This is a genomic window from Brucella ciceri (genome assembly GCF_041930145.1).
Classification (GTDB): Bacteria; Pseudomonadota; Alphaproteobacteria; order Rhizobiales; family Rhizobiaceae; genus Brucella; species Brucella intermedia.
The window spans coordinates 170,521-187,044 of sequence record NZ_JBHEEV010000003.1 but is presented as its reverse complement, the minus strand read 5'-3'; the positions used below and the strand labels follow the sequence as shown (position 1 = coordinate 187,044).

Below are 16,524 nucleotides of genomic sequence, written 5' to 3'. Positions count from 1 at the left end.
GCCAATGAACAGCGACAGGCTTGAAAAGCCTGTCGATTTTTTTGTTTCGACATGCCAAGTTGATAATCGGCCAGGTGAATATCGGGCCAGCTGATCAACAATCAGGCGGGTGGTTGATTTCCCCGCCGCCGGGAACAGTTATTAACCGATAACGGGAAAGTGGTGTTGGAGTATGGATATGCTGAAGCTCGTGGCGCTGGATGAGGAGGATTTGCAGGTCCTGTCGGCTCATCTTCAGGACGCGGTTTTGAAAGTATCCGACCTTCAATATCTCGCCAATGAAAAGCGCTTCATCCTGACGGCTAACCGGTTCGTCTGGGAAGAAAGCAAGCCGCGATTCCTGCGCAAGCCGCAATATCAGCGCCGCCGCACCGCCCTGCACTTCAACCGCGTGATTGCCGCCCGGGCAACCGGGATAGACCGCCAGAAGCCGGATGAGGTGCTTTCCCTCATGGCCGTTCAGTTCACCGCCGGTGAAACACCTGCCGGAACAATAGAACTGACTTTTTCGGCAAATGCGGCTATCCGTCTTGAAGTGGAATGCATTGAGGCGCAAATGACGGACCTTGGCGCGGCATGGGAAACAGAATCGCTTCCTCGCCATAACGTCTGAAAGAAGGTCACACGAGACCGTCTTTCGTCAGCCGGACGCCGGTCTGGCGAGCAGATTTGGCTGGCAAGCAGATTTGGCAGATTTGAAGGAACAGAAGCGTGGTCAAGACGCTCAGACAAACCGATCCCGATTTCGAGAATAATTTCGCGACATTTCTGGCAAGCAAGCGCGAAGCATCCGAAGATGTGGACCGGGCAGCGCGGGAAATCGTCGCCCGGGTGCGCCGCGAAGGCGACAGCGCGCTCATCGATTATTCCCGCCGTTTCGACCGGATCGATCTTGAAAAAATCGGCATTGCGGTAACCGAAGCCGAAGTCGATGTGGCTTTCGAGACAGCGCCCGCCTCGACAATCGAGGCGCTGAAACTTGCCCATGAGCGCATCGAGAAGCATCATGCGCGGCAATTGCCGAAGGATGACCGTTACACCGATGCGCTTGGGGTCGAGCTTGGCTCGCGCTGGACGGCCATCGAGGCCGTGGGGCTTTATGTTCCGGGCGGCACGGCAAGCTATCCCAGTTCCGTCCTGATGAATGCCGTTCCTGCCAAGGTGGCCGGCGTGGAACGCATCGTCATGGTCGTCCCCGCGCCCGATGGCATTCTCAATCCACTTGTTCTGGTGGCCGCACGTCTGGCCGGCGTTTCCGAAATCTACCGCGTCGGCGGGGCGCAGGCTATCGCGGCGCTTGCCTATGGCACCGAAACAATCAAGCCCGTCGCCAAGATCGTCGGCCCCGGCAACGCCTATGTTGCTGCCGCCAAGCGCATCGTCTTCGGCACGGTCGGCATCGACATGATCGCAGGCCCATCGGAAGTTCTGGTCGTTGCCGACAAGGACAACAATCCCGACTGGATCGCCGCTGACCTGCTTGCCCAGGCAGAGCACGATACTGCCGCGCAGTCGATCCTCATGACCAATGATGAAGCGCTGGCGATAGCGGTGGAGGAAGCTGTCGAACGCCAGCTCCGCAACCTGCCGCGCGCGCAAACCGCAGCCGCGAGCTGGCGCGATTTCGGCGCCGTCATTCTGGTCGAGGATTTTGAAGCGGCCATTCCGCTTGCCAATCGCATTGCAGCCGAGCATCTGGAAATCGCCACCGCCGACCCGGAAGCCTTGCTGCCAAAAATCCGCAATGCCGGATCGATCTTCATCGGCGGGTATACGCCGGAAGTGATCGGCGATTATGTCGGCGGCTGCAACCACGTTCTGCCGACGGCGCGCTCGGCGCGTTTTTCGTCCGGACTTTCGGTTCTCGACTACATGAAACGCACGTCGCTTCTCAAACTCGGCCCCGATCAGCTGCGCGTACTCGGGCCTGCGGCAATCGAAATTGCCCGCGCCGAAGGCCTCGATGCCCACGCCCAGTCCGTCGCCATCCGGTTGAACCTATGAGGTGACATGACTGCCGGTGTTCCAAATGCCCGCCTTATTGACGTCGAGCTCGATGAATCCATCGGGCGTTCGACGCCTGACGTCGAGCATGAACGCGCGGTGGCCATCTTCGATCTCATCGAGGAAAACTCCTTCCACCCGATCGGGGACGATACGGGCGGACCTTACCGCCTGAAGCTCTCGCTGATGGAATCACGGCTGATTTTCGCCATCGCACGGGAAACCGGCGAGGACGTCGCAACTCATATTCTCTCACTCACGCCCCTGCGCCGCGTCGTGCGAGACTATTTCATGATTTGCGAAAGCTATTACCAGGCGATCCGCTCGGCGACGCCAAGCAAGATCGAGGCAATCGACATGGGGCGGCGCGGCCTGCACAATGAAGGGTCGCAAACGCTCCAGGCGCGGCTGAAGGGCAAGATCGAGGTTGACTTCAACACGGCGCGGCGGCTTTTCACCCTTGTCTGCGTCCTGCACTGGAGGGGCTGATCACTGATGGTCATCACTGATGTCCCTCCCCGAAAATCCAGCGCCGACGGCAATGAAGATCATAAACCACGCCTGCCCAAGTCTCTGCTTTTCGTCTGCGGCAAGAATTCAATTCGCTCGCCGATGGCGGAATTACTTGCAAGACAGGCCCTTCCCCCCAATATTTATGTAGCGTCCGCAGGCGTGAAGCGGGGCGAGCGCGATCCGTTTGTCGATGCAGTCCTTCAGGAAGAAGGCCTGTCGCTCGACAATCGGCAGCCACGTGGCCTCGAAGAACTGGCGGATGGTTATTTCGATCTGATCGTAACGCTGACGCCGCTTGCCCACCACACCGTGCTGGAACGGATGCGCGGTTTCTCGGTCGATGTGGAATATTGGCCGACGCCGGACCCGACATTGGTAACGGGCAGCAGAAGCCAGATCATGGCGGCCTATCGCGATGTGCGTGACCGTCTGAAACGCCAGATCATGCACCGTTTTGACGAGCAATAAGTTCGCCGAATTCCGTTGTTCACAAATGCCGCCTAATCATATAGGTTCCGCGCAAATTCCGACCTACCGCATCGGCCCGAAAATCGGAATCGATTTCGGAAAGCACGATGCGTAGATTCAATAAATCAGAGCGTCCTTTGTGCGTCCCAGGGACGCACGGCGTTCTAAAGACCGCTCAAGAGCGCATTTTATCGAAGAAAGAAACAGGTATCGCATGGCGAAAGAAGAAGTCCTAGAATTTCCGGGTGTTGTTACGGAACTGCTGCCCAATGCTATGTTCCGGGTGAAGCTCGAGAACGAACATGAAATCATCGCCCATACGGCAGGCCGCATGCGCAAGAATCGCATCCGCGTTCTGGCCGGTGACAAGGTGCTGGTTGAAATGACCCCTTACGACCTGACCAAGGGCCGCATCACCTACCGCTTCAAGTAAGCAATCCGTTCCAGGAAATGTCTAGTCGATGAGCGCGCAACACAAGCTGGTTCTAGCCTCCGGTTCTCCACGCAGGATCGAGCTTCTGGGGCAGGCAGGCATCGAACCGGACCATATTTATCCGGCCGATATAGATGAAACGCCGCAGCGCGCGGAACACCCGCGCTCGCTGGCGCGACGTCTGTCGCGGGAAAAGGCGCGCAAGGCACAGGAATTGTTGAAGGACGATGCGAATTTCGCACATGCCTTCATTCTTGCCGCCGATACAGTCGTGGCCGTTGGCCGGCGCATTCTCCCCAAGACCGAGATTGCCGACGAGGCGAGAGAATGCCTGCGCCTGCTTTCCGGGCGCACGCACAAGGTATTCACCGGCGTGAGCCTTGTCTTGCCAAATGGAAATCTGCGCCACACACTGGTGGAAACGCGGCTTCGCTTCGAGCGGCTCTCCCGCCAGCAGATGGATGCCTATCTTTCATCCGGCGAATGGCGCGGGAAAGCCGGCGGCTACGCCATCCAGGGACTGGCAGGCAGCTTCGTCGTGAAGCTGGTCGGGTCCTATACGAACGTGGTGGGATTGCCGCTGCAGGAAACCGTAAGCCTGCTGAACGATGTCGATTATCCGGTTTACGCCAACTGGGGCAGCGGGAAAGTCTGAGAGCAGACATGAGTGACAAGAAGGACATATCGGCAGCAGCAGGCGCACGCGTGACGCCATTGCGTCCGACGCGCCCCTGCCCGGAATGCGGAAAACCTTCCACGCGCGAATCCTATCCCTTCTGTTCGCCCCGGTGCAAGAGCATCGACCTCAATCGCTGGCTGTCCGGCAGCTATGTGCTGCCGGGAAAGCCCATTGATGAAGAGGAAGAAGAAGGCAACTAGCCTCTTCCAAATCAGCTTCCGCCAATAAAATCAGTTATTTAACAAAGATGTGAGAAAAGCTGATAAAAATTGCGATACGGTGCTGGACAGCGCGCAATTTAATGCTATAACCCACCCACTTCCGGCGGGAACCAACACCGCCCAGAACAAGCAGATCGCTTGTTACGGATGCCCGGATAGCTCAGTTGGTAGAGCAGCGGATTGAAAATCCGCGTGTCGGTGGTTCGAATCCGCCTCCGGGCACCACTCCAAAATCAAATAAATTTAAAGAGCTATTCCGGATCAAGGCTCATATTCGCCCGGAATATGGGTTACAACATTGTCCATGCAACATTCGGTGCAACACGTTGACAGGTGATTCCTGCCGCGCGCCATGTAACCTACAAATCACGTTTATATTGACCAGATCGGCGATGTGATCTATAGGTTACGCATGATCGAAGTCCGCCAAACCACCTTTTTCACCAAGTGGCTTGATGAGCTCCGTGATACCAATGCACGGTTGCGGATTGTCACTCGGATCCGCCGCATGGAACTGGGCAATCCCGGCGATGTGAAATCTGTCGGCGAAGGCGTGAGCGAAATGCGCATTACGTACGGCCCCGGCTATCGGGTTTATTTCGTATCCATGGGATCAACTATCGTTGTTCTGCTGTGTGGTGGCGACAAGTCATCACAGAGCCGGGATATCGCGCTGGCGAAACAAATGGCGAAGGAGATTTAGAATGGTCCTTGAAACCACCCGTTTTGATGTTCTTGATCACCTCAAGACGCCGGAAGAGCGTGTTGCCTATCTGGAAGCGGCATTTGAAGATGGCGACCCTTCCCTTATTGCGCATGCTCTTGGTGACGTAGCCCGTTCCATTGGCATGACTACTGTCGCTAAAGAAGCCGGAATTACCCGTGAAGCCCTTTACCGCTCCCTGAGCGAGAACGGCGATCCAAAACTATCGACCTTGCTCGGCGTCATGAAGGCCCTTGGCCTGCACCTGTCTGTCACAGCCACGGATAAACGCGCCGCTTGACACTACGGTTGTAAAGTCGTCACGCCGTGGCGAAAAGTGTGATTTTCGCACACCAGAAGCTTCGCATAGTCCCGAAAAGTTGCAGGCTTTTCAGGATTATGCGAATGCAAATTGCTCTTTGCAGTCCTGCATCCCGAAGAATGCAACTGTAGTGCCAAGTTTCAGCCGGTTCTCCATATAAGGAAATTTCCATGCTCTGGACATTGTTCGGCATCCTTTCAGGTGCCTGTATTGCTATTCAGGCCCCCATCAATGCAGCATTGGCTCGGGGTCTTGGGTCGCCGGTAACGGCTGCCGCGATTTCGTTCCTTTCCGGCGCTGTGATCCTTGCGATCATTGCCGGGATTACCGCGCGCGCGACCGGCGCAATGCCGGCCTTCAACGTGCCTGCGGGCTGGCTGTTCGTGGCTGGCGGTGCGCTTGGCTGTATCTATGTGACCGCATCGGTGCTGCTGACGCCACGCATCGGCGCTGCCGCCGTGATGGGTCTGGCGGTCGCCGGACAGTTGATGGCCGGGCTCGCCGCCGACCGTATCGGCTTCATGGGCGTTGCCGTGCGTGAAATCACCGCCGGACGCGTCGCCGGTGCCGTTTTGCTGCTGACCGGCGCGCTGATGATCCGCTTCCTATAAGCAGAAAGGCCGCGCTTTTCAGCGCGGCCTTTTGTTTCCGGTGCAGAAACCGATCTCAGCCCCTGAACGTATATTCCGCAATCGACTGCGGCTTCATCTCGATGGAGAAACCCGGCAGCGACGGCGGCATATAGGCCGCGTTCCTGATGACGCACGGATCGATGAAGTGTTCATGCAGATGATCGACATATTCGATCACGCGGCCTTCCTTGGTGCCTGAAACGGCCACATAGTCGATCATCGACAGGTGCTGCACATATTCGCACAGGCCGACGCCGCCCGCATGCGGCCAGACCGGCTTGCCAAACTTGGCGGCAATCAGCAACACCGCCAGAACTTCGTTCAGGCCACCCATGCGGCACGAATCGATCTGGACGATGTCGATGGCGCCTTCCGCGATGAACTGCTTGAACATGATGCGGTTCTGGCACATTTCGCCGGTCGCGACCTTCACGTCGCCAATGGCTTCGCGAATCTTGCGATGGCCGGCAACATCGTCCGGGCTGGTCGGTTCCTCGATGAAGAACGGCTTGGAGAAGGCCAGCTTGTTGACCCACTCGATTGCCTGATCGACTTCCCACACCTGATTGGCGTCGATCATCAGGTAACGGTCCGGGCCGATCACTTCGCGGGCAATGGTGAGGCGGCGAATATCGTCCTCGAGATCGCGGCCGACCTTCATCTTGACGTGGTTGAAGCCCTCGTCGATGGCTTCCTGGCACAGACGGCGCAGCTTGTCGTCGTCATAGCCGAGCCAGCCAGCCGAGGTCGTGTAACAGGCATAGCCTTCCGCTTCGAGCGTGGCGATGCGCCCGGCCTTGCCAGCTTCGGCCTTGCGCAGGATTTCGACAGCCTCGTCGCGCGTCAGCGCATCGGTGAGGTAGCGGTAATCGACGATATCGGCGATTTCCTCCGGCGACATGTCGGCGACAAGCCGCCATACGGGCTTTCCAGCCTGCTTCGCAGCGAGATCCCAGAAGGCGTTGACGACAGCGCCGGTTGCAAGATGCATGGCGCCCTTGTCCGGGCCGATCCAGCGCAACTGGCTGTCACCGGTCAAGTAGCGCCAGAATTTTCCAGGCGCCGCCCGGAAATCCTCCAGCGAGGCACCGACCACCAGATGCCGCATGGCGAGAATCGCCTGGCAGCAGATATCGTTGCCGCGACCGATGGTGAAGGTGAGACCGTGCCCCTTCAGCGCCTCGTCATCCGTGTCGAGAATGACATAGGCCGCGGAGTAATCCGGGTCCGGGTTCATCGCGTCGGAACCGTCCAGACTTTGGGAAGTCGGGAAACGCAGATCGAAGACGCGCAGATCAGTGATTTTTGTCATGATTTATCCGTGATCAGGGCGTGGTCCCGAAACAGGACGCCGGTTCGGGACCATGCTCAAACAAAGCCTAGATGTCGGCGCGCACGTTCTGCTTCTGGCTGCCGAGGCCTTCGATGCCAAGTTCCACGACGTCGCCAGCCTTGAGATAGCGAGGCGGCTTCATACCCATGCCGACGCCGGGAGGCGTGCCGGTGGAGATGATATCGCCCGGCTGCAAGGACATGAACTGCGACAGGTAGGAAACGAGGTGGCGAATGCCGTAGATCATCGTCTTCGACGAACCGTTCTGCATGGTCTCGCCATTGACCTTGAGCCACATGCCGAGGTTTTCCGGGTCTTCGATTTCATCCTTCGTCACCAGCCATGGGCCGGTCGGGCCGAACGTGTCGCAGGACTTGCCCTTCGTCCACTGGCCCTGACGCTCGATCTGGAAGGCGCGTTCCGACACATCATGGATGGTGCAATAGCCGGCCACGTAGTCGAGGGCGTCTTCTTCCGAGACATATTTCGCGGTCTTGCCGATGACGATGCCAAGTTCGACTTCCCAGTCGGTCTTTTCCGAACCGCGCGGGATGACGAGATCGTCATTCGGGCCGACGATGGCGGACGTTGCCTTCATGAAGATGATCGGTTCCGGCGGGACCGCCGCGCCGGTTTCGGCAGCGTGATCGGAATAGTTGAGGCCGATGCAGATGAACTTGCCGGTGCCTGCAACGCAAGGACCAAGGCGCGGATTGCCGTCGACCTTCGGCAGCGAATTGACGTCGATCGCGCCGAGCTTGGCCAGTGCATCAGGGGCAAGCGCCGCGCCGGAGAGGTCGCCTACATGGGCGGAGAGATCGCGGATCGCACCATCGGCATCGAGAATGCCCGGCTTTTCCTGACCGGCTTCACCGTAACGAAGAAATTTCATGAGTTTACTCCTTTGAGGGGATGAAAGAGAGGGCGTCAGGGTGGTCGACGCTATGGCTGCGCCATTTGCAGGCCGTCAGAGACTGAATGTCGACCGCCCTAGATCGTCCAGCCTCCGTCGATGTTGTAGGCCTGGCCGGTGGTGTAGGTGGCACCGGCGAGATAAACGGCGAGATCGGCGATTTCTTCCGGCTGGCCAATGCGGCCGATCGGCTGGCGGGCGATGAAGGCTGCGCGCTGCTCTTCATAATCGCCCTGCGCGCGCAAGCGGTCCTGCAGGGACGGGCTTTCCACCGTACCGGGGCAAATGGCGTTGCAGCGGATGCCCCTGGCAACATAATCGGCAGCGACGGCCTTCGTCAGGCCGATAACTGCGGCCTTGGTGACGCCATAGGCAAAGCGGTTCGGCACGCCCTTCACGCTGGAAGCGACCGAGGCCATGTTGACGATGGCGCCGTCCTTGCGTTCCAGCATGCCCGGCAGCACGGCGCGGATAGTGCGGATCATCGAACGAATGTTGAGATTGACCGCAAAATCGAGGTCTTCGTCCTTCATTTCGAGGATCGAGCCGCCATGGACGACACCGGCGCAGTTGAACAGGATATCCACCTGCCCGATTTCGGCGACGAGCGCCTTCACCTGCTCATCGTCAAGCACGTTGAGCTTGCGGGTGATGATGCCGTTGACGCCTTCGATCTCCTTGAGAGCATCGGTATTGATGTCGGTCGCGTAGACCTTCGCGCCCGCCTCCGCAAAGGCCAGTGCGCTTGCACGGCCGATCCCTTGCGCTGCGGCTGTCACCAGCGCGGTCTTTCCATCAAAACGTATCGTCATTTCCAAGCCTTCCGTTCGACAAGCAGGATGTGGTCGTCCCGCTGATTAAGCGTATTTCCGATATGAACCGCAGACGATCATAACCATGGGAAAAAGCAACCGGGTTGATGAACATCGCCGTGTCGCCGACGCCGCTTGCAAGGATCGGGGTGCCGTGGGCAAGATCGCAGACGCGACGGCGTGAATCATATCCGTCGCAGCGCGCTATTCCACGCTCCGCGCCAACAGGGCGGCTCCCGCCCGGCAGCACGCCTCGAAACTCACCTTGCATCCTGGCCTCCCGGCGGCGCTCCTCAACTCGCCCCCAATTGTAAATCATTTATTTATATGCAAACATATTACGCAAATCCGGTCAAGGCTTTCTCTGCCTGTTTGCACCTTTCGAATCCGCGGCCCTTCGTATATGAAGAATGATATTCACAAGGGGAGTTCACTTGGAAACAGAGGATCGCTATCGCGCCCCGGCGCTGGACAAGGGGCTGGATATTCTGGAACTGCTTGCAAGCGTGGATGGCGGCCTGACGCAGGCAGAGATTGCCAAACACCTCGACCGCAGCCCCAATGAATTCTACCGGATGCTGGACCGGCTGGTGAAGCGCGGTTATGTGACGAAGCTTGAAGGCGACCGCTATTCGCTGACCCTCAAGCTGTTCGGTCTGGCGCATCTTCATGCTCCGGTGCGCAGGCTTGCTTCCTTTGCCACGCCCTTCATGCGTGAACTCGCGGACCGCTCCAGACAGGCCAACCAGCTTGCGGTGTTCGACCGCGGGTCTGTCGTTGTCATCGCACAGCAGGAAGCCCCGGATTACTGGGGAATTTCGATCCGCGTCGGCTCGCATATCAGCCTGTTCGACACCGGTTCCGGCCATGTGCTTCTCGCCTTCCGTTCTCCCGAAGAACGCAAGATGATGATTGCCGAATATGCAAGGGACGTTGAAAGCGTAAAGCTTGATCAAGACTTCTACGAGCGCCTCGACCAGATTCGCGAACGCGGTTATGAAATGATGCCGAGCGCCCAGGTGGCGGGCGTCTATAATCTCTCGGCGCCCATCCTCGGCCCGGACGGTACCTGCATAGCCTCGCTGACCTGCCCCTATGTGACGCTCGTCAACTCGGCTTCCGCCCCCGACATCACACAGACCATCGGCCTGCTGCAAAAGACTGTCCAGGATCTGTCGAAACTGGTGGGCTCCGATATCGGAGCTGCCGAGTAGAGCGCCTTCCGAAAAGCGGAAGACCCCAATTCTTATTTGAAAACTCTCTTCTTTTTTGAAACTATGCGGGAGGAGGACGTTTTCATGATTATCGATACCCATCTGCATCTGATCGACAAAAGCGCGCTGAACTATCCATGGCTCGACGGCGTTCCGGCCCTCAATCGCGACTTCCTGTTCGAGACCTATCGGAAGCAGGCAGAGCGCTGCGGCATCGAGGCGGCGCTGCATATGGAAGTGGATGTGGCAGCCGCTGCCATTCAGGCTGAAACGGACCATATTCAGGAGATTTCCAGACGATCGGGTGATTTCATCAAGGGCGCAATCGCCTCCTGCCGCCCGGAGGAACCGGGCTTTGCGGAATATCTGGAACGCCAGCGCAGCAATCCCTTTGTCAAAGGCTTTCGCCGCGTGTTGCATGTCGTGCCGGACGATGTTTCCGAGGGCGCGCTTTTCCGCGAGAATATCAAGCGACTCGAAGGCACCGGCCTGACCTTCGATCTCTGCACCCTTCCCCACCAGATCGACAAGGTGCTGGCACTGGCCGACCTCGCGCCCGGCGTGCAATTCGTGCTCGATCACTGCGGCGTGCCGGATATCAGGTCGGGCGGGCTGGAAAGCTGGCAGAAGGGCATCAGCGAGGTTTCGCAGCGCGACAATGTGACGGCGAAGATTTCCGGCGTGGTGGCCTATGCGGACGCGGAAAACTGGACCGTCGATACGGTGCGGCCGTATGTGGAGCATGTCATCCAGTCATTCGGCTGGGACCGTGTGGTGTGGGGCAGCGACTGGCCCGTCTGCACATTGGCAACCAATGCCGATGCAGGGCTTTCCACATGGGTGGCGACAACCCATGCGCTTCTTGAAGGATGCAGCAACGACGAAAAAACGCGCCTGTTGTCCGCGAATGCAATCCGTCTCTGGAAGCTCTAGGGTCCAGACTCGATTGATCCGGAGCCGGTGCGAAGCATCGTGTCAAAGAGAGGCGGATACCGGAGCGTTTTCCCTCAGCCCTTCGAGACGCCGTTTTCAACGGCTCCTCAGGATGAGGGAAGGAGATGTCGCATCAAGCCCTCAAGGCAAAAACGCCGCCCGGTGGGGCGGCGTCTTTCGATCAGATTGCGAGTTCGACCTCGTTGCTGGCCAGTTCCAGCAAGGTCCACACATGATCGGCGAATGAGTTCCACACTTCGATGCGGTAATGATCCGCATTCCATTTCAGCAGGATGATCTGGGCCCGGTCGAAGATGGTGCGCGCAGCGCCCGGTGTCTGCATTTCAGCCAGATTGAGCGGAGACGCGGCATTGAGCAGCCATTCAGCCTGCGGGCCGGTAATGTCGATGCCGGTTTCGCGATGGCTCACTTCCGTCAGGCTGTGCGGCTCTGTTTCATAAAGCCCGGCGAAAGCCTGCGTGATGGCGGCACCCCTGGCTTCATCAGCCCAGATATACCATTCATCCGGTCCGATGCAGGCAACGGCAATATCATCCGTGCGGACAAGATCGCCGATCTTCGCCGGGATTTTTGCGCCCAGCGCCTTTTCAGCCAGGGCCAGCTTTGCCGGACCGATGCGCAGGACGAAGCGGGCGGCATCGTCCGCCGCGTGGATTTCCAGACGACCGGGAATGACGACCTTGCGGTTCGAATAAGGTTTGGTTTCAACGAGCATGGTTCAATCCTTATCCGTTCAGTTTCTTTCCTTCGGGGTCATAGAAGACCATGCCCGATACAGTGGCCTCATGCACGCTGCCATCCGGCATCGGCATATAAAGCGTTTCACCCATGCGAGCCTTGCCGCCCGACACCAACGCCATGGCGATGGACCGCCCGAGCGTCTCGCTCCAATAGGACGAGGTGACATGGCCAAGCATGGTCATCGGCAACGGCTGTTTTGGGTCGGCGACAATCTGCGCGCCTTCTTCCAGCACCAGCTTCGGATCATTGGTGAGCAGCCCCACGAGATGCTTGCGATCCGATTTCAGCATGTCCGGACGGGTGAGCGAACGCTTGCCGACGAAATCCGGCTTCTGCTTGCCGACGGCCCAGCCAAGGCTTGCATCGTCCGGCGTCACGGTGCCATCCGTGTCCTGACCGACAATGATATAGCCCTTTTCGGCGCGCAGGACGTGCATGGTTTCGGTGCCGTAAGGCGTGATGTCATATTGCTGGCCGGCCTCATAAAGCGCCTTCCACAGTGACAGGCCATAGCGCGCAGGCACGTTGATTTCATAGCCCAGTTCGCCGGTGAAGCTCATGCGGAACAGACGCGCAGGCACGCCGAGGAATTTGCATTCCGCAACCGACATATGCGGAAAGGCTTCGTCGGAAATATCCAGCCCTTCAACCATCGGCTCGATGAGCTTGCGCGCATTGGGGCCATTGATCGCGACCACGGCCCATTGCTCGGTGGTCGAGGTCAATGAGACTTTCAGCTCCGGCCATTCGGTCTGGAGATAGTCTTCCATCATGTTGAGAACACGCGCGGCACCGCCGGTCGTGGTGGTCACATGGAAGCGATCCTGCGTCAGGCGACCGACGACACCGTCATCGCGGATGAAGCCGTCTTCGCCGAGCAGCAGGCCATAGCGGCAGCGCCCGACGCCAAGCTTCGTCCATGGATTGGTGTACATGCGGTTCATGAATTCGGCTGCATCCGGGCCGACAACTTCGATCTTGCCGAGCGTGGAGGCATCGAACATGCCGAGCGACTGGCGGGTCGCCTTGCATTCACGCGCCACGGCCTGATGCATGTCTTCGCCGGTTTTCGGGAAGTACCATGCGCGCCGCCACAGCGACACCGGCTCGAAAGCCGCGCCATGCTGTTCGGCCCAGCTATCGATTGGCGTCTTGCGCGTCACGTCGAACAGCGGCCCACGGTTGTAGCCGCAGAAGGCGCCGAAGGTCGTCGGCGTATAGGGCGGGCGGAAGGTGGTGAGACCCACCTGCGGCGTCGGGCGCTTGAGCGCATCGGCTGCAACGGCCAGACCGTTGATGTTGGACGTCTTGCCCTGATCGGTCGCCATGCCGTTGGTGGTATAGCGCTTGACGTGCTCGATGGAGTGGAAGCCCTCGCGCACGGCCAGACGAATATCCTTGGCGGTCACATCGTTCTGGAAATCGATGAAAGCCTTGGCCTTGCCCGGATCGCGATCGGTCGGCAGTTCGCGACAGCTTACGCCGTCGCAGATGAAATCACCGGCCACAGCATAGTCTGATGGCTTGGCCTTGTGCCCGGCATCACTGGCTGCCGCGGCACCCGCTTCCGCACCCTCACGCAATGCGGCAGCCAAATCGAAATTGCCATTGCCCGCACCGGCACAGCGGCTTTCCTCGGTCGGCTTGCCCGGCAGATAGATCTGCCGTGCGTCGTCCCAGACCAGCGAGCCTTTCGTGTGCGAGAACAGGTGCACGCTCGGATTCCAGCCGCCGGACATCAGCAGCACGTCGCAGGCAATCGTGCGGGCAGCGCCGACAGAGCCATTGGAAACCGGATTGACCCGCACGGACGACACGCGGTGGCGTCCGCCCGTATCCGTCACCGTCCAGCCGGTCAGCGTCTCGATGCCGAGCATCTTCGCGCGGTTGACGAGGCTGTCGGCAACGCTTGAACGCACATCGATGATGGCCGGAACCTTGACGCCTGCGACCGCGAGATCGAAGGCCGCAAGCCATGCGCTGTCATGCGAGGTGACGACGACGGCCTGATTGCCGACCTTGACGCCATAGCGGTTGAGATAGGTGCGTGCGGCGGATGCCAGCATCACGCCCGGACGGTCGTTGCCAGCAAAGACCAGCGGCTTTTCGATGGAACCCTGCGCCAGCACGACCTGCTTTGCGCGCACCCGCCACATGCGTTCACGCGGCGCATTGGAGGCGGGTCTGGCCTGATGATCGGTCAGGCGCTCGCAAAGGCCGACCATGTTCTGGTGGTAATAGCCGATGGCCGTGGTGCGCGGCAGAAGCGTGACATTCGGATTGGCCTTGAGCGCGGCAATGGTTTCGCTGAGCCAGTCCCAGCTTGCACGGCCATTGATGACCGGCTCCGGCTCGGACAGAAGCGAGCCGCCAAATTCCGCCTGCTCGTCGCAGATGATTACCTTCGCACCGCTTTTCGCGGCCTCCAGCGCGGCGGCAAGACCGGCAGGCCCGCCACCGGCGATCAGCACATCGCAGAAGGCATAGCGGCTGGCATAGGTGTCGGGATCGGGCTCGGAAGGCGATTTGCCAAGACCGGCCGCGCCACGGATGAATGGCTCATAGACCTTGTTCCAGAAGCTCTTCGGCCACATGAAGGTCTTGTAGTAAAAGCCTGCCGAGAAGAACATGTAGAAGGCGTCGTTGATCGCGCCGACATCGTGCTTCAGCGACGGCCAGTGGTTCTGGGTTTCGGCCTTGAGGCCGTCATAGAGTTCCAGCACCGTTGCGCGGGTGTTCGGCTCGAAACGGCCCGGTCCGCGTGAAACGCCCATCAGCGCATTCGGCTCTTCGGAACCGGCGGAAAGAATGCCGCGCGGGCGGTGATATTTGAACGAACGACCGGCCAGATGCTCGCCATGGCTAAGCATGGCGGAAGCCAGCGTATCGCCCTCGAAGCCGGAATAGGACTTGCCGTTGAAGGTGAACCGCACGGACTTGGCCTTGTTGACGCGGCCTTTGTTATGAATGCGCATATCGGTCATTATTTCGTCTCCGCAGCCGGAGTTTCTGCCAAAGCAGGACGGGGTTCACCGGCCTTGTAGGTCATCGCGAACTTGTCGCTCACCGTGTCGCGCACCGCATTGAAGAAGCGGCCGCAGCCATTGATATGCCGCCAGCGTTCAAAATGGGTGCCGCGCGGATTGGAGCGCGTGAACAGGAAATCGCGCCATTCGTCGTCGGAAAGCGTCGATGGGTCGGCAGGGCGCGCAATATGCGCTTCGCCTGCATAGGCAAATTCCAGTTCCGGACGTTCCATCTCGCAATAAGGGCAACGGATTAAAAGCATATCATACCTCCCTTAGTGCGCGACGGCGGCGGCAGCCGCTTCGTCGATCAGGCGACCGGTGGTGAAGCGTTCAAGCGTGAAGGGTGCGTTGATCCAGTGCGGCTCATCGCGGGCAATCGTATGCGCGAAGACATGCGCCGAACCCGGCGTCGCCTTGAAGCCGCCCGTGCCCCAGCCGCAATTGACATAAAGCCCCGGCACCGGCGTCTTGCCGATGATCGGGGAGCGATCCGGCGTGACGTCGACGATACCGCCCCATTTGCGCAGCATCCGCATGCGGGTGAAGATCGGGAAGACTTCGCAGATGGCCGCAAGCGTATGCTCGATCAGCGGCAGGCCGCCGCGCTGGCTGTAGGACACATACTGGTCGGTGCCGGAACCGATCACCAGTTCGCCCTTGTCTGACTGGCTGATATAGGCGTGGACCGTGTTGGACATGACCACGCAGGGGAAGATCGGCTTGACCGGCTCGGACACCAGCGCCTGCAGCGGGAAGCTTTCAAGCGGCATGCGAACGCCTGCCGTGTCCATGACAATCGACGTGCTGCCCGCAGCAGAAACCGCCACCTTCTTCGCCTTGATGAAACCGCGTGGCGTATCGACGCCGGTGACGCGGCCCGAAGCATCGCGGCGGATAGCCGTGACCGGGCAATTCTGGATGATATCGACGCCGCGCTCGGTCGCGCCGCGCGCATAGCCCCAGGCGACCGCATCATGGCGGGCCACGCCGCCGCGCCGCTGCAAGGTGGCGCCCACAACCGGATAACGCGCAGTGGGGGAAATATCGAGCGGCGGGCAATATTCCTTCGCCTGCTCCTTGGTCAGCCATTCATTGTCGATGCCGTTGAGGCGGTTGGCATGGATATGACGCTTGAAGCTCTGCACGTCATGCACCGTATGCGCCAGCATCATGACGCCGCGCTGCGAGAACATGACGTTGTAGTTGAGGTCCTGGCTCAGCCCCTCCCACAGCTTCATCGCATGTTCGTAGAGATGCGCGCTCTCGTCATAGAGATAGTTGGAGCGGATGATGGTGGTGTTGCGGCCCGTATTGCCGCCGCCGAGCCAGCCCTTTTCGATGACGGCGACATTGGTGATGCCGTGCTCCTTGGCCAGATAATAGGCGGCACCCAGGCCATGCCCGCCCGCGCCGACGATGATTACGTCATATTCGGCCTTGGGTTCGGCATTGGGCCATTGCGGCTTCCAGTTCTTGTTGCCGGACAGCGCATTTTTAATAATCGAAGCTGCAGAAAAACGGGACATAGACAACCACCAGTTTCGCGACCGCAA

General features: G+C 59.3%; 19 protein-coding genes, 1 tRNA gene and 1 pseudogene. 13 read left to right on the top strand and 8 right to left on the bottom strand.

Annotation, left to right across the window (positions count from 1 at the left end; genetic code table 11):
- Positions 1–172 precede the first annotated feature (172 nt).
- The 11 genes from JNC63_RS07230 (at position 173) to JNC63_RS07180 (ending at position 5,954) form a co-directional block, all read left to right on the top strand.
- Positions 173–613 (top strand): DUF2948 family protein, encoded by a 441-nt coding sequence (locus JNC63_RS07230; protein WP_021586309.1) that lies wholly within the window; start codon positions 173–175, stop codon positions 611–613.
- Positions 614–711: 98 nt separating this feature from the next.
- A complete protein-coding gene (gene hisD / locus JNC63_RS07225) occupies positions 712–2,004 on the top strand; it encodes a histidinol dehydrogenase (RefSeq protein WP_021586310.1) in 1,293 nt (430 codons plus the stop codon).
- Positions 2,005–2,010: 6 nt separating this feature from the next.
- A complete protein-coding gene (locus JNC63_RS07220; protein WP_006465974.1) occupies positions 2,011–2,493 on the top strand; it encodes a UPF0262 family protein in 483 nt (160 codons plus the stop codon).
- A gap of 6 nt (positions 2,494–2,499) precedes the next feature.
- Complete coding sequence (locus tag JNC63_RS07215) at positions 2,500–2,985, top strand: arsenate-mycothiol transferase ArsC (protein ID WP_021586311.1); 486 nt, start codon at positions 2,500–2,502, stop codon at positions 2,983–2,985.
- 214 nt (positions 2,986–3,199) lie between these two features.
- The gene (infA, locus tag JNC63_RS07210) at positions 3,200–3,418 is read left to right on the top strand and encodes a translation initiation factor IF-1 (protein WP_002965531.1); all 219 of its coding nucleotides are present in this window, start codon (positions 3,200–3,202) and stop codon (positions 3,416–3,418) included.
- Positions 3,419–3,446: 28 nt separating this feature from the next.
- The gene (locus JNC63_RS07205) at positions 3,447–4,073 is read left to right on the top strand and encodes a Maf-like protein (RefSeq protein ID WP_006465971.1); all 627 of its coding nucleotides are present in this window, start codon (positions 3,447–3,449) and stop codon (positions 4,071–4,073) included.
- 8 nt (positions 4,074–4,081) lie between these two features.
- Positions 4,082–4,297, top strand: a complete 216-nt coding sequence (gene yacG / locus JNC63_RS07200; protein WP_006465970.1) for a DNA gyrase inhibitor YacG — start codon at positions 4,082–4,084, stop codon at positions 4,295–4,297.
- Positions 4,298–4,467: 170 nt separating this feature from the next.
- Positions 4,468–4,543: transfer RNA gene (locus JNC63_RS07195), tRNA-Phe, on the top strand.
- Between the two features lie 187 nt (positions 4,544–4,730).
- Positions 4,731–5,021 (top strand): type II toxin-antitoxin system RelE/ParE family toxin, encoded by a 291-nt coding sequence (locus JNC63_RS07190; protein WP_021586313.1) that lies wholly within the window; start codon positions 4,731–4,733, stop codon positions 5,019–5,021.
- A 1-nt stretch (position 5,022) separates the two neighbouring features.
- Entirely contained in the window at positions 5,023–5,322 is a 300-nt protein-coding gene (locus JNC63_RS07185; RefSeq protein ID WP_006470801.1) for an addiction module antidote protein, read from the top strand.
- A gap of 191 nt (positions 5,323–5,513) precedes the next feature.
- Complete coding sequence (locus JNC63_RS07180) at positions 5,514–5,954, top strand: DMT family transporter (RefSeq protein WP_006465968.1); 441 nt, start codon at positions 5,514–5,516, stop codon at positions 5,952–5,954.
- Positions 5,955–6,009: 55 nt separating this feature from the next.
- Here the strand turns inward: JNC63_RS07180 and JNC63_RS07175 are convergent, their stop codons facing one another.
- From JNC63_RS07175 to JNC63_RS07160, 4 genes and pseudogenes are all read right to left on the bottom strand, one after another.
- Positions 6,010–7,287: an L-fuconate dehydratase gene (locus tag JNC63_RS07175; RefSeq protein WP_021586314.1), complete on the bottom strand. Its 1,278-nt coding sequence runs from the start codon at positions 7,285–7,287 to the stop codon at positions 6,010–6,012.
- A 67-nt stretch (positions 7,288–7,354) separates the two neighbouring features.
- Positions 7,355–8,200, bottom strand: a complete 846-nt coding sequence (locus JNC63_RS07170) for a fumarylacetoacetate hydrolase family protein (RefSeq protein WP_021586315.1) — start codon at positions 8,198–8,200, stop codon at positions 7,355–7,357.
- Positions 8,201–8,298: 98 nt separating this feature from the next.
- On the bottom strand, positions 8,299–9,033 hold the full coding sequence (locus JNC63_RS07165; protein ID WP_021586316.1) for an SDR family oxidoreductase: 735 nt from the start codon (positions 9,031–9,033) through the stop codon (positions 8,299–8,301).
- 46 nt (positions 9,034–9,079) lie between these two features.
- A pseudogene (locus JNC63_RS07160) lies at positions 9,080–9,352 on the bottom strand (hypothetical protein); the annotation flags it as partial.
- A gap of 91 nt (positions 9,353–9,443) precedes the next feature.
- On the opposite strand from JNC63_RS07160, the gene JNC63_RS07155 reads away from it, so the two are divergent.
- On the top strand, positions 9,444–10,247 hold the full coding sequence (locus JNC63_RS07155; RefSeq protein WP_051556896.1) for an IclR family transcriptional regulator: 804 nt from the start codon (positions 9,444–9,446) through the stop codon (positions 10,245–10,247).
- A gap of 84 nt (positions 10,248–10,331) precedes the next feature.
- Positions 10,332–11,180 carry an amidohydrolase family protein gene (locus JNC63_RS07150; RefSeq protein WP_025089720.1) on the top strand — a complete coding sequence of 283 codons (849 nt, stop codon included), beginning with the start codon at positions 10,332–10,334 and terminating at the stop codon, positions 11,178–11,180.
- 181 nt (positions 11,181–11,361) lie between these two features.
- Here JNC63_RS07150 and JNC63_RS07145 read toward each other — a convergent pair whose 3' ends face one another.
- Genes JNC63_RS07145 through JNC63_RS07130 form a run of 4 tightly spaced genes read right to left on the bottom strand, consistent with a single transcriptional unit; the run spans position 11,362 to position 16,497 of the window.
- The gene (locus tag JNC63_RS07145; protein WP_021586320.1) at positions 11,362–11,916 is read right to left on the bottom strand and encodes a sarcosine oxidase subunit gamma; all 555 of its coding nucleotides are present in this window, start codon (positions 11,914–11,916) and stop codon (positions 11,362–11,364) included.
- A 10-nt stretch (positions 11,917–11,926) separates the two neighbouring features.
- On the bottom strand, positions 11,927–14,926 hold the full coding sequence (locus JNC63_RS07140) for a sarcosine oxidase subunit alpha (protein ID WP_021586321.1): 3,000 nt from the start codon (positions 14,924–14,926) through the stop codon (positions 11,927–11,929).
- Positions 14,926–15,231 carry a sarcosine oxidase subunit delta gene (locus JNC63_RS07135; RefSeq protein ID WP_025089722.1) on the bottom strand — a complete coding sequence of 102 codons (306 nt, stop codon included), beginning with the start codon at positions 15,229–15,231 and terminating at the stop codon, positions 14,926–14,928. Before JNC63_RS07135 ends, JNC63_RS07140 begins: the two co-directional genes overlap by 1 nt.
- Positions 15,232–15,243: 12 nt before the next feature.
- Entirely contained in the window at positions 15,244–16,497 is a 1,254-nt protein-coding gene (locus JNC63_RS07130; protein WP_021586323.1) for a sarcosine oxidase subunit beta family protein, read from the bottom strand.
- Positions 16,498–16,524: the final 27 nt, after the last annotated feature.

Excerpts from the sequence above, each read along its gene's own strand:
- JNC63_RS07230 (WP_021586309.1), top strand. The coding sequence starts at position 173 with ATGGATATGCTGAAGCTCGTGGCGCTGGATGAGGAGGATTTGCAGGTC.
- JNC63_RS07220 (WP_006465974.1), top strand. The coding sequence starts at position 2,011 with ATGACTGCCGGTGTTCCAAATGCCCGCCTTATTGACGTCGAGCTCGAT.
- JNC63_RS07215 (WP_021586311.1), top strand. The coding sequence starts at position 2,500 with ATGGTCATCACTGATGTCCCTCCCCGAAAATCCAGCGCCGACGGCAAT.
- infA (WP_002965531.1), top strand. The coding sequence starts at position 3,200 with ATGGCGAAAGAAGAAGTCCTAGAATTTCCGGGTGTTGTTACGGAACTG.
- JNC63_RS07205 (WP_006465971.1), top strand. The coding sequence starts at position 3,447 with ATGAGCGCGCAACACAAGCTGGTTCTAGCCTCCGGTTCTCCACGCAGG.
- yacG (WP_006465970.1), top strand. The coding sequence starts at position 4,082 with ATGAGTGACAAGAAGGACATATCGGCAGCAGCAGGCGCACGCGTGACG.
- JNC63_RS07190 (WP_021586313.1), top strand. The coding sequence starts at position 4,731 with ATGATCGAAGTCCGCCAAACCACCTTTTTCACCAAGTGGCTTGATGAG.
- JNC63_RS07185 (WP_006470801.1), top strand. The coding sequence starts at position 5,023 with ATGGTCCTTGAAACCACCCGTTTTGATGTTCTTGATCACCTCAAGACG.
- JNC63_RS07180 (WP_006465968.1), top strand. The coding sequence starts at position 5,514 with ATGCTCTGGACATTGTTCGGCATCCTTTCAGGTGCCTGTATTGCTATT.
- JNC63_RS07175 (WP_021586314.1), bottom strand. The coding sequence starts at position 7,287 with ATGACAAAAATCACTGATCTGCGCGTCTTCGATCTGCGTTTCCCGACT.
- JNC63_RS07170 (WP_021586315.1), bottom strand. The coding sequence starts at position 8,200 with ATGAAATTTCTTCGTTACGGTGAAGCCGGTCAGGAAAAGCCGGGCATT.
- JNC63_RS07165 (WP_021586316.1), bottom strand. The coding sequence starts at position 9,033 with ATGACGATACGTTTTGATGGAAAGACCGCGCTGGTGACAGCCGCAGCG.
- JNC63_RS07155 (WP_051556896.1), top strand. The coding sequence starts at position 9,444 with ATGATATTCACAAGGGGAGTTCACTTGGAAACAGAGGATCGCTATCGC.
- JNC63_RS07150 (WP_025089720.1), top strand. The coding sequence starts at position 10,332 with ATGATTATCGATACCCATCTGCATCTGATCGACAAAAGCGCGCTGAAC.
- JNC63_RS07145 (WP_021586320.1), bottom strand. The coding sequence starts at position 11,916 with ATGCTCGTTGAAACCAAACCTTATTCGAACCGCAAGGTCGTCATTCCC.
- JNC63_RS07140 (WP_021586321.1), bottom strand. The coding sequence starts at position 14,926 with ATGACCGATATGCGCATTCATAACAAAGGCCGCGTCAACAAGGCCAAG.
- JNC63_RS07135 (WP_025089722.1), bottom strand. The coding sequence starts at position 15,231 with ATGCTTTTAATCCGTTGCCCTTATTGCGAGATGGAACGTCCGGAACTG.
- JNC63_RS07130 (WP_021586323.1), bottom strand. The coding sequence starts at position 16,497 with ATGTCCCGTTTTTCTGCAGCTTCGATTATTAAAAATGCGCTGTCCGGC.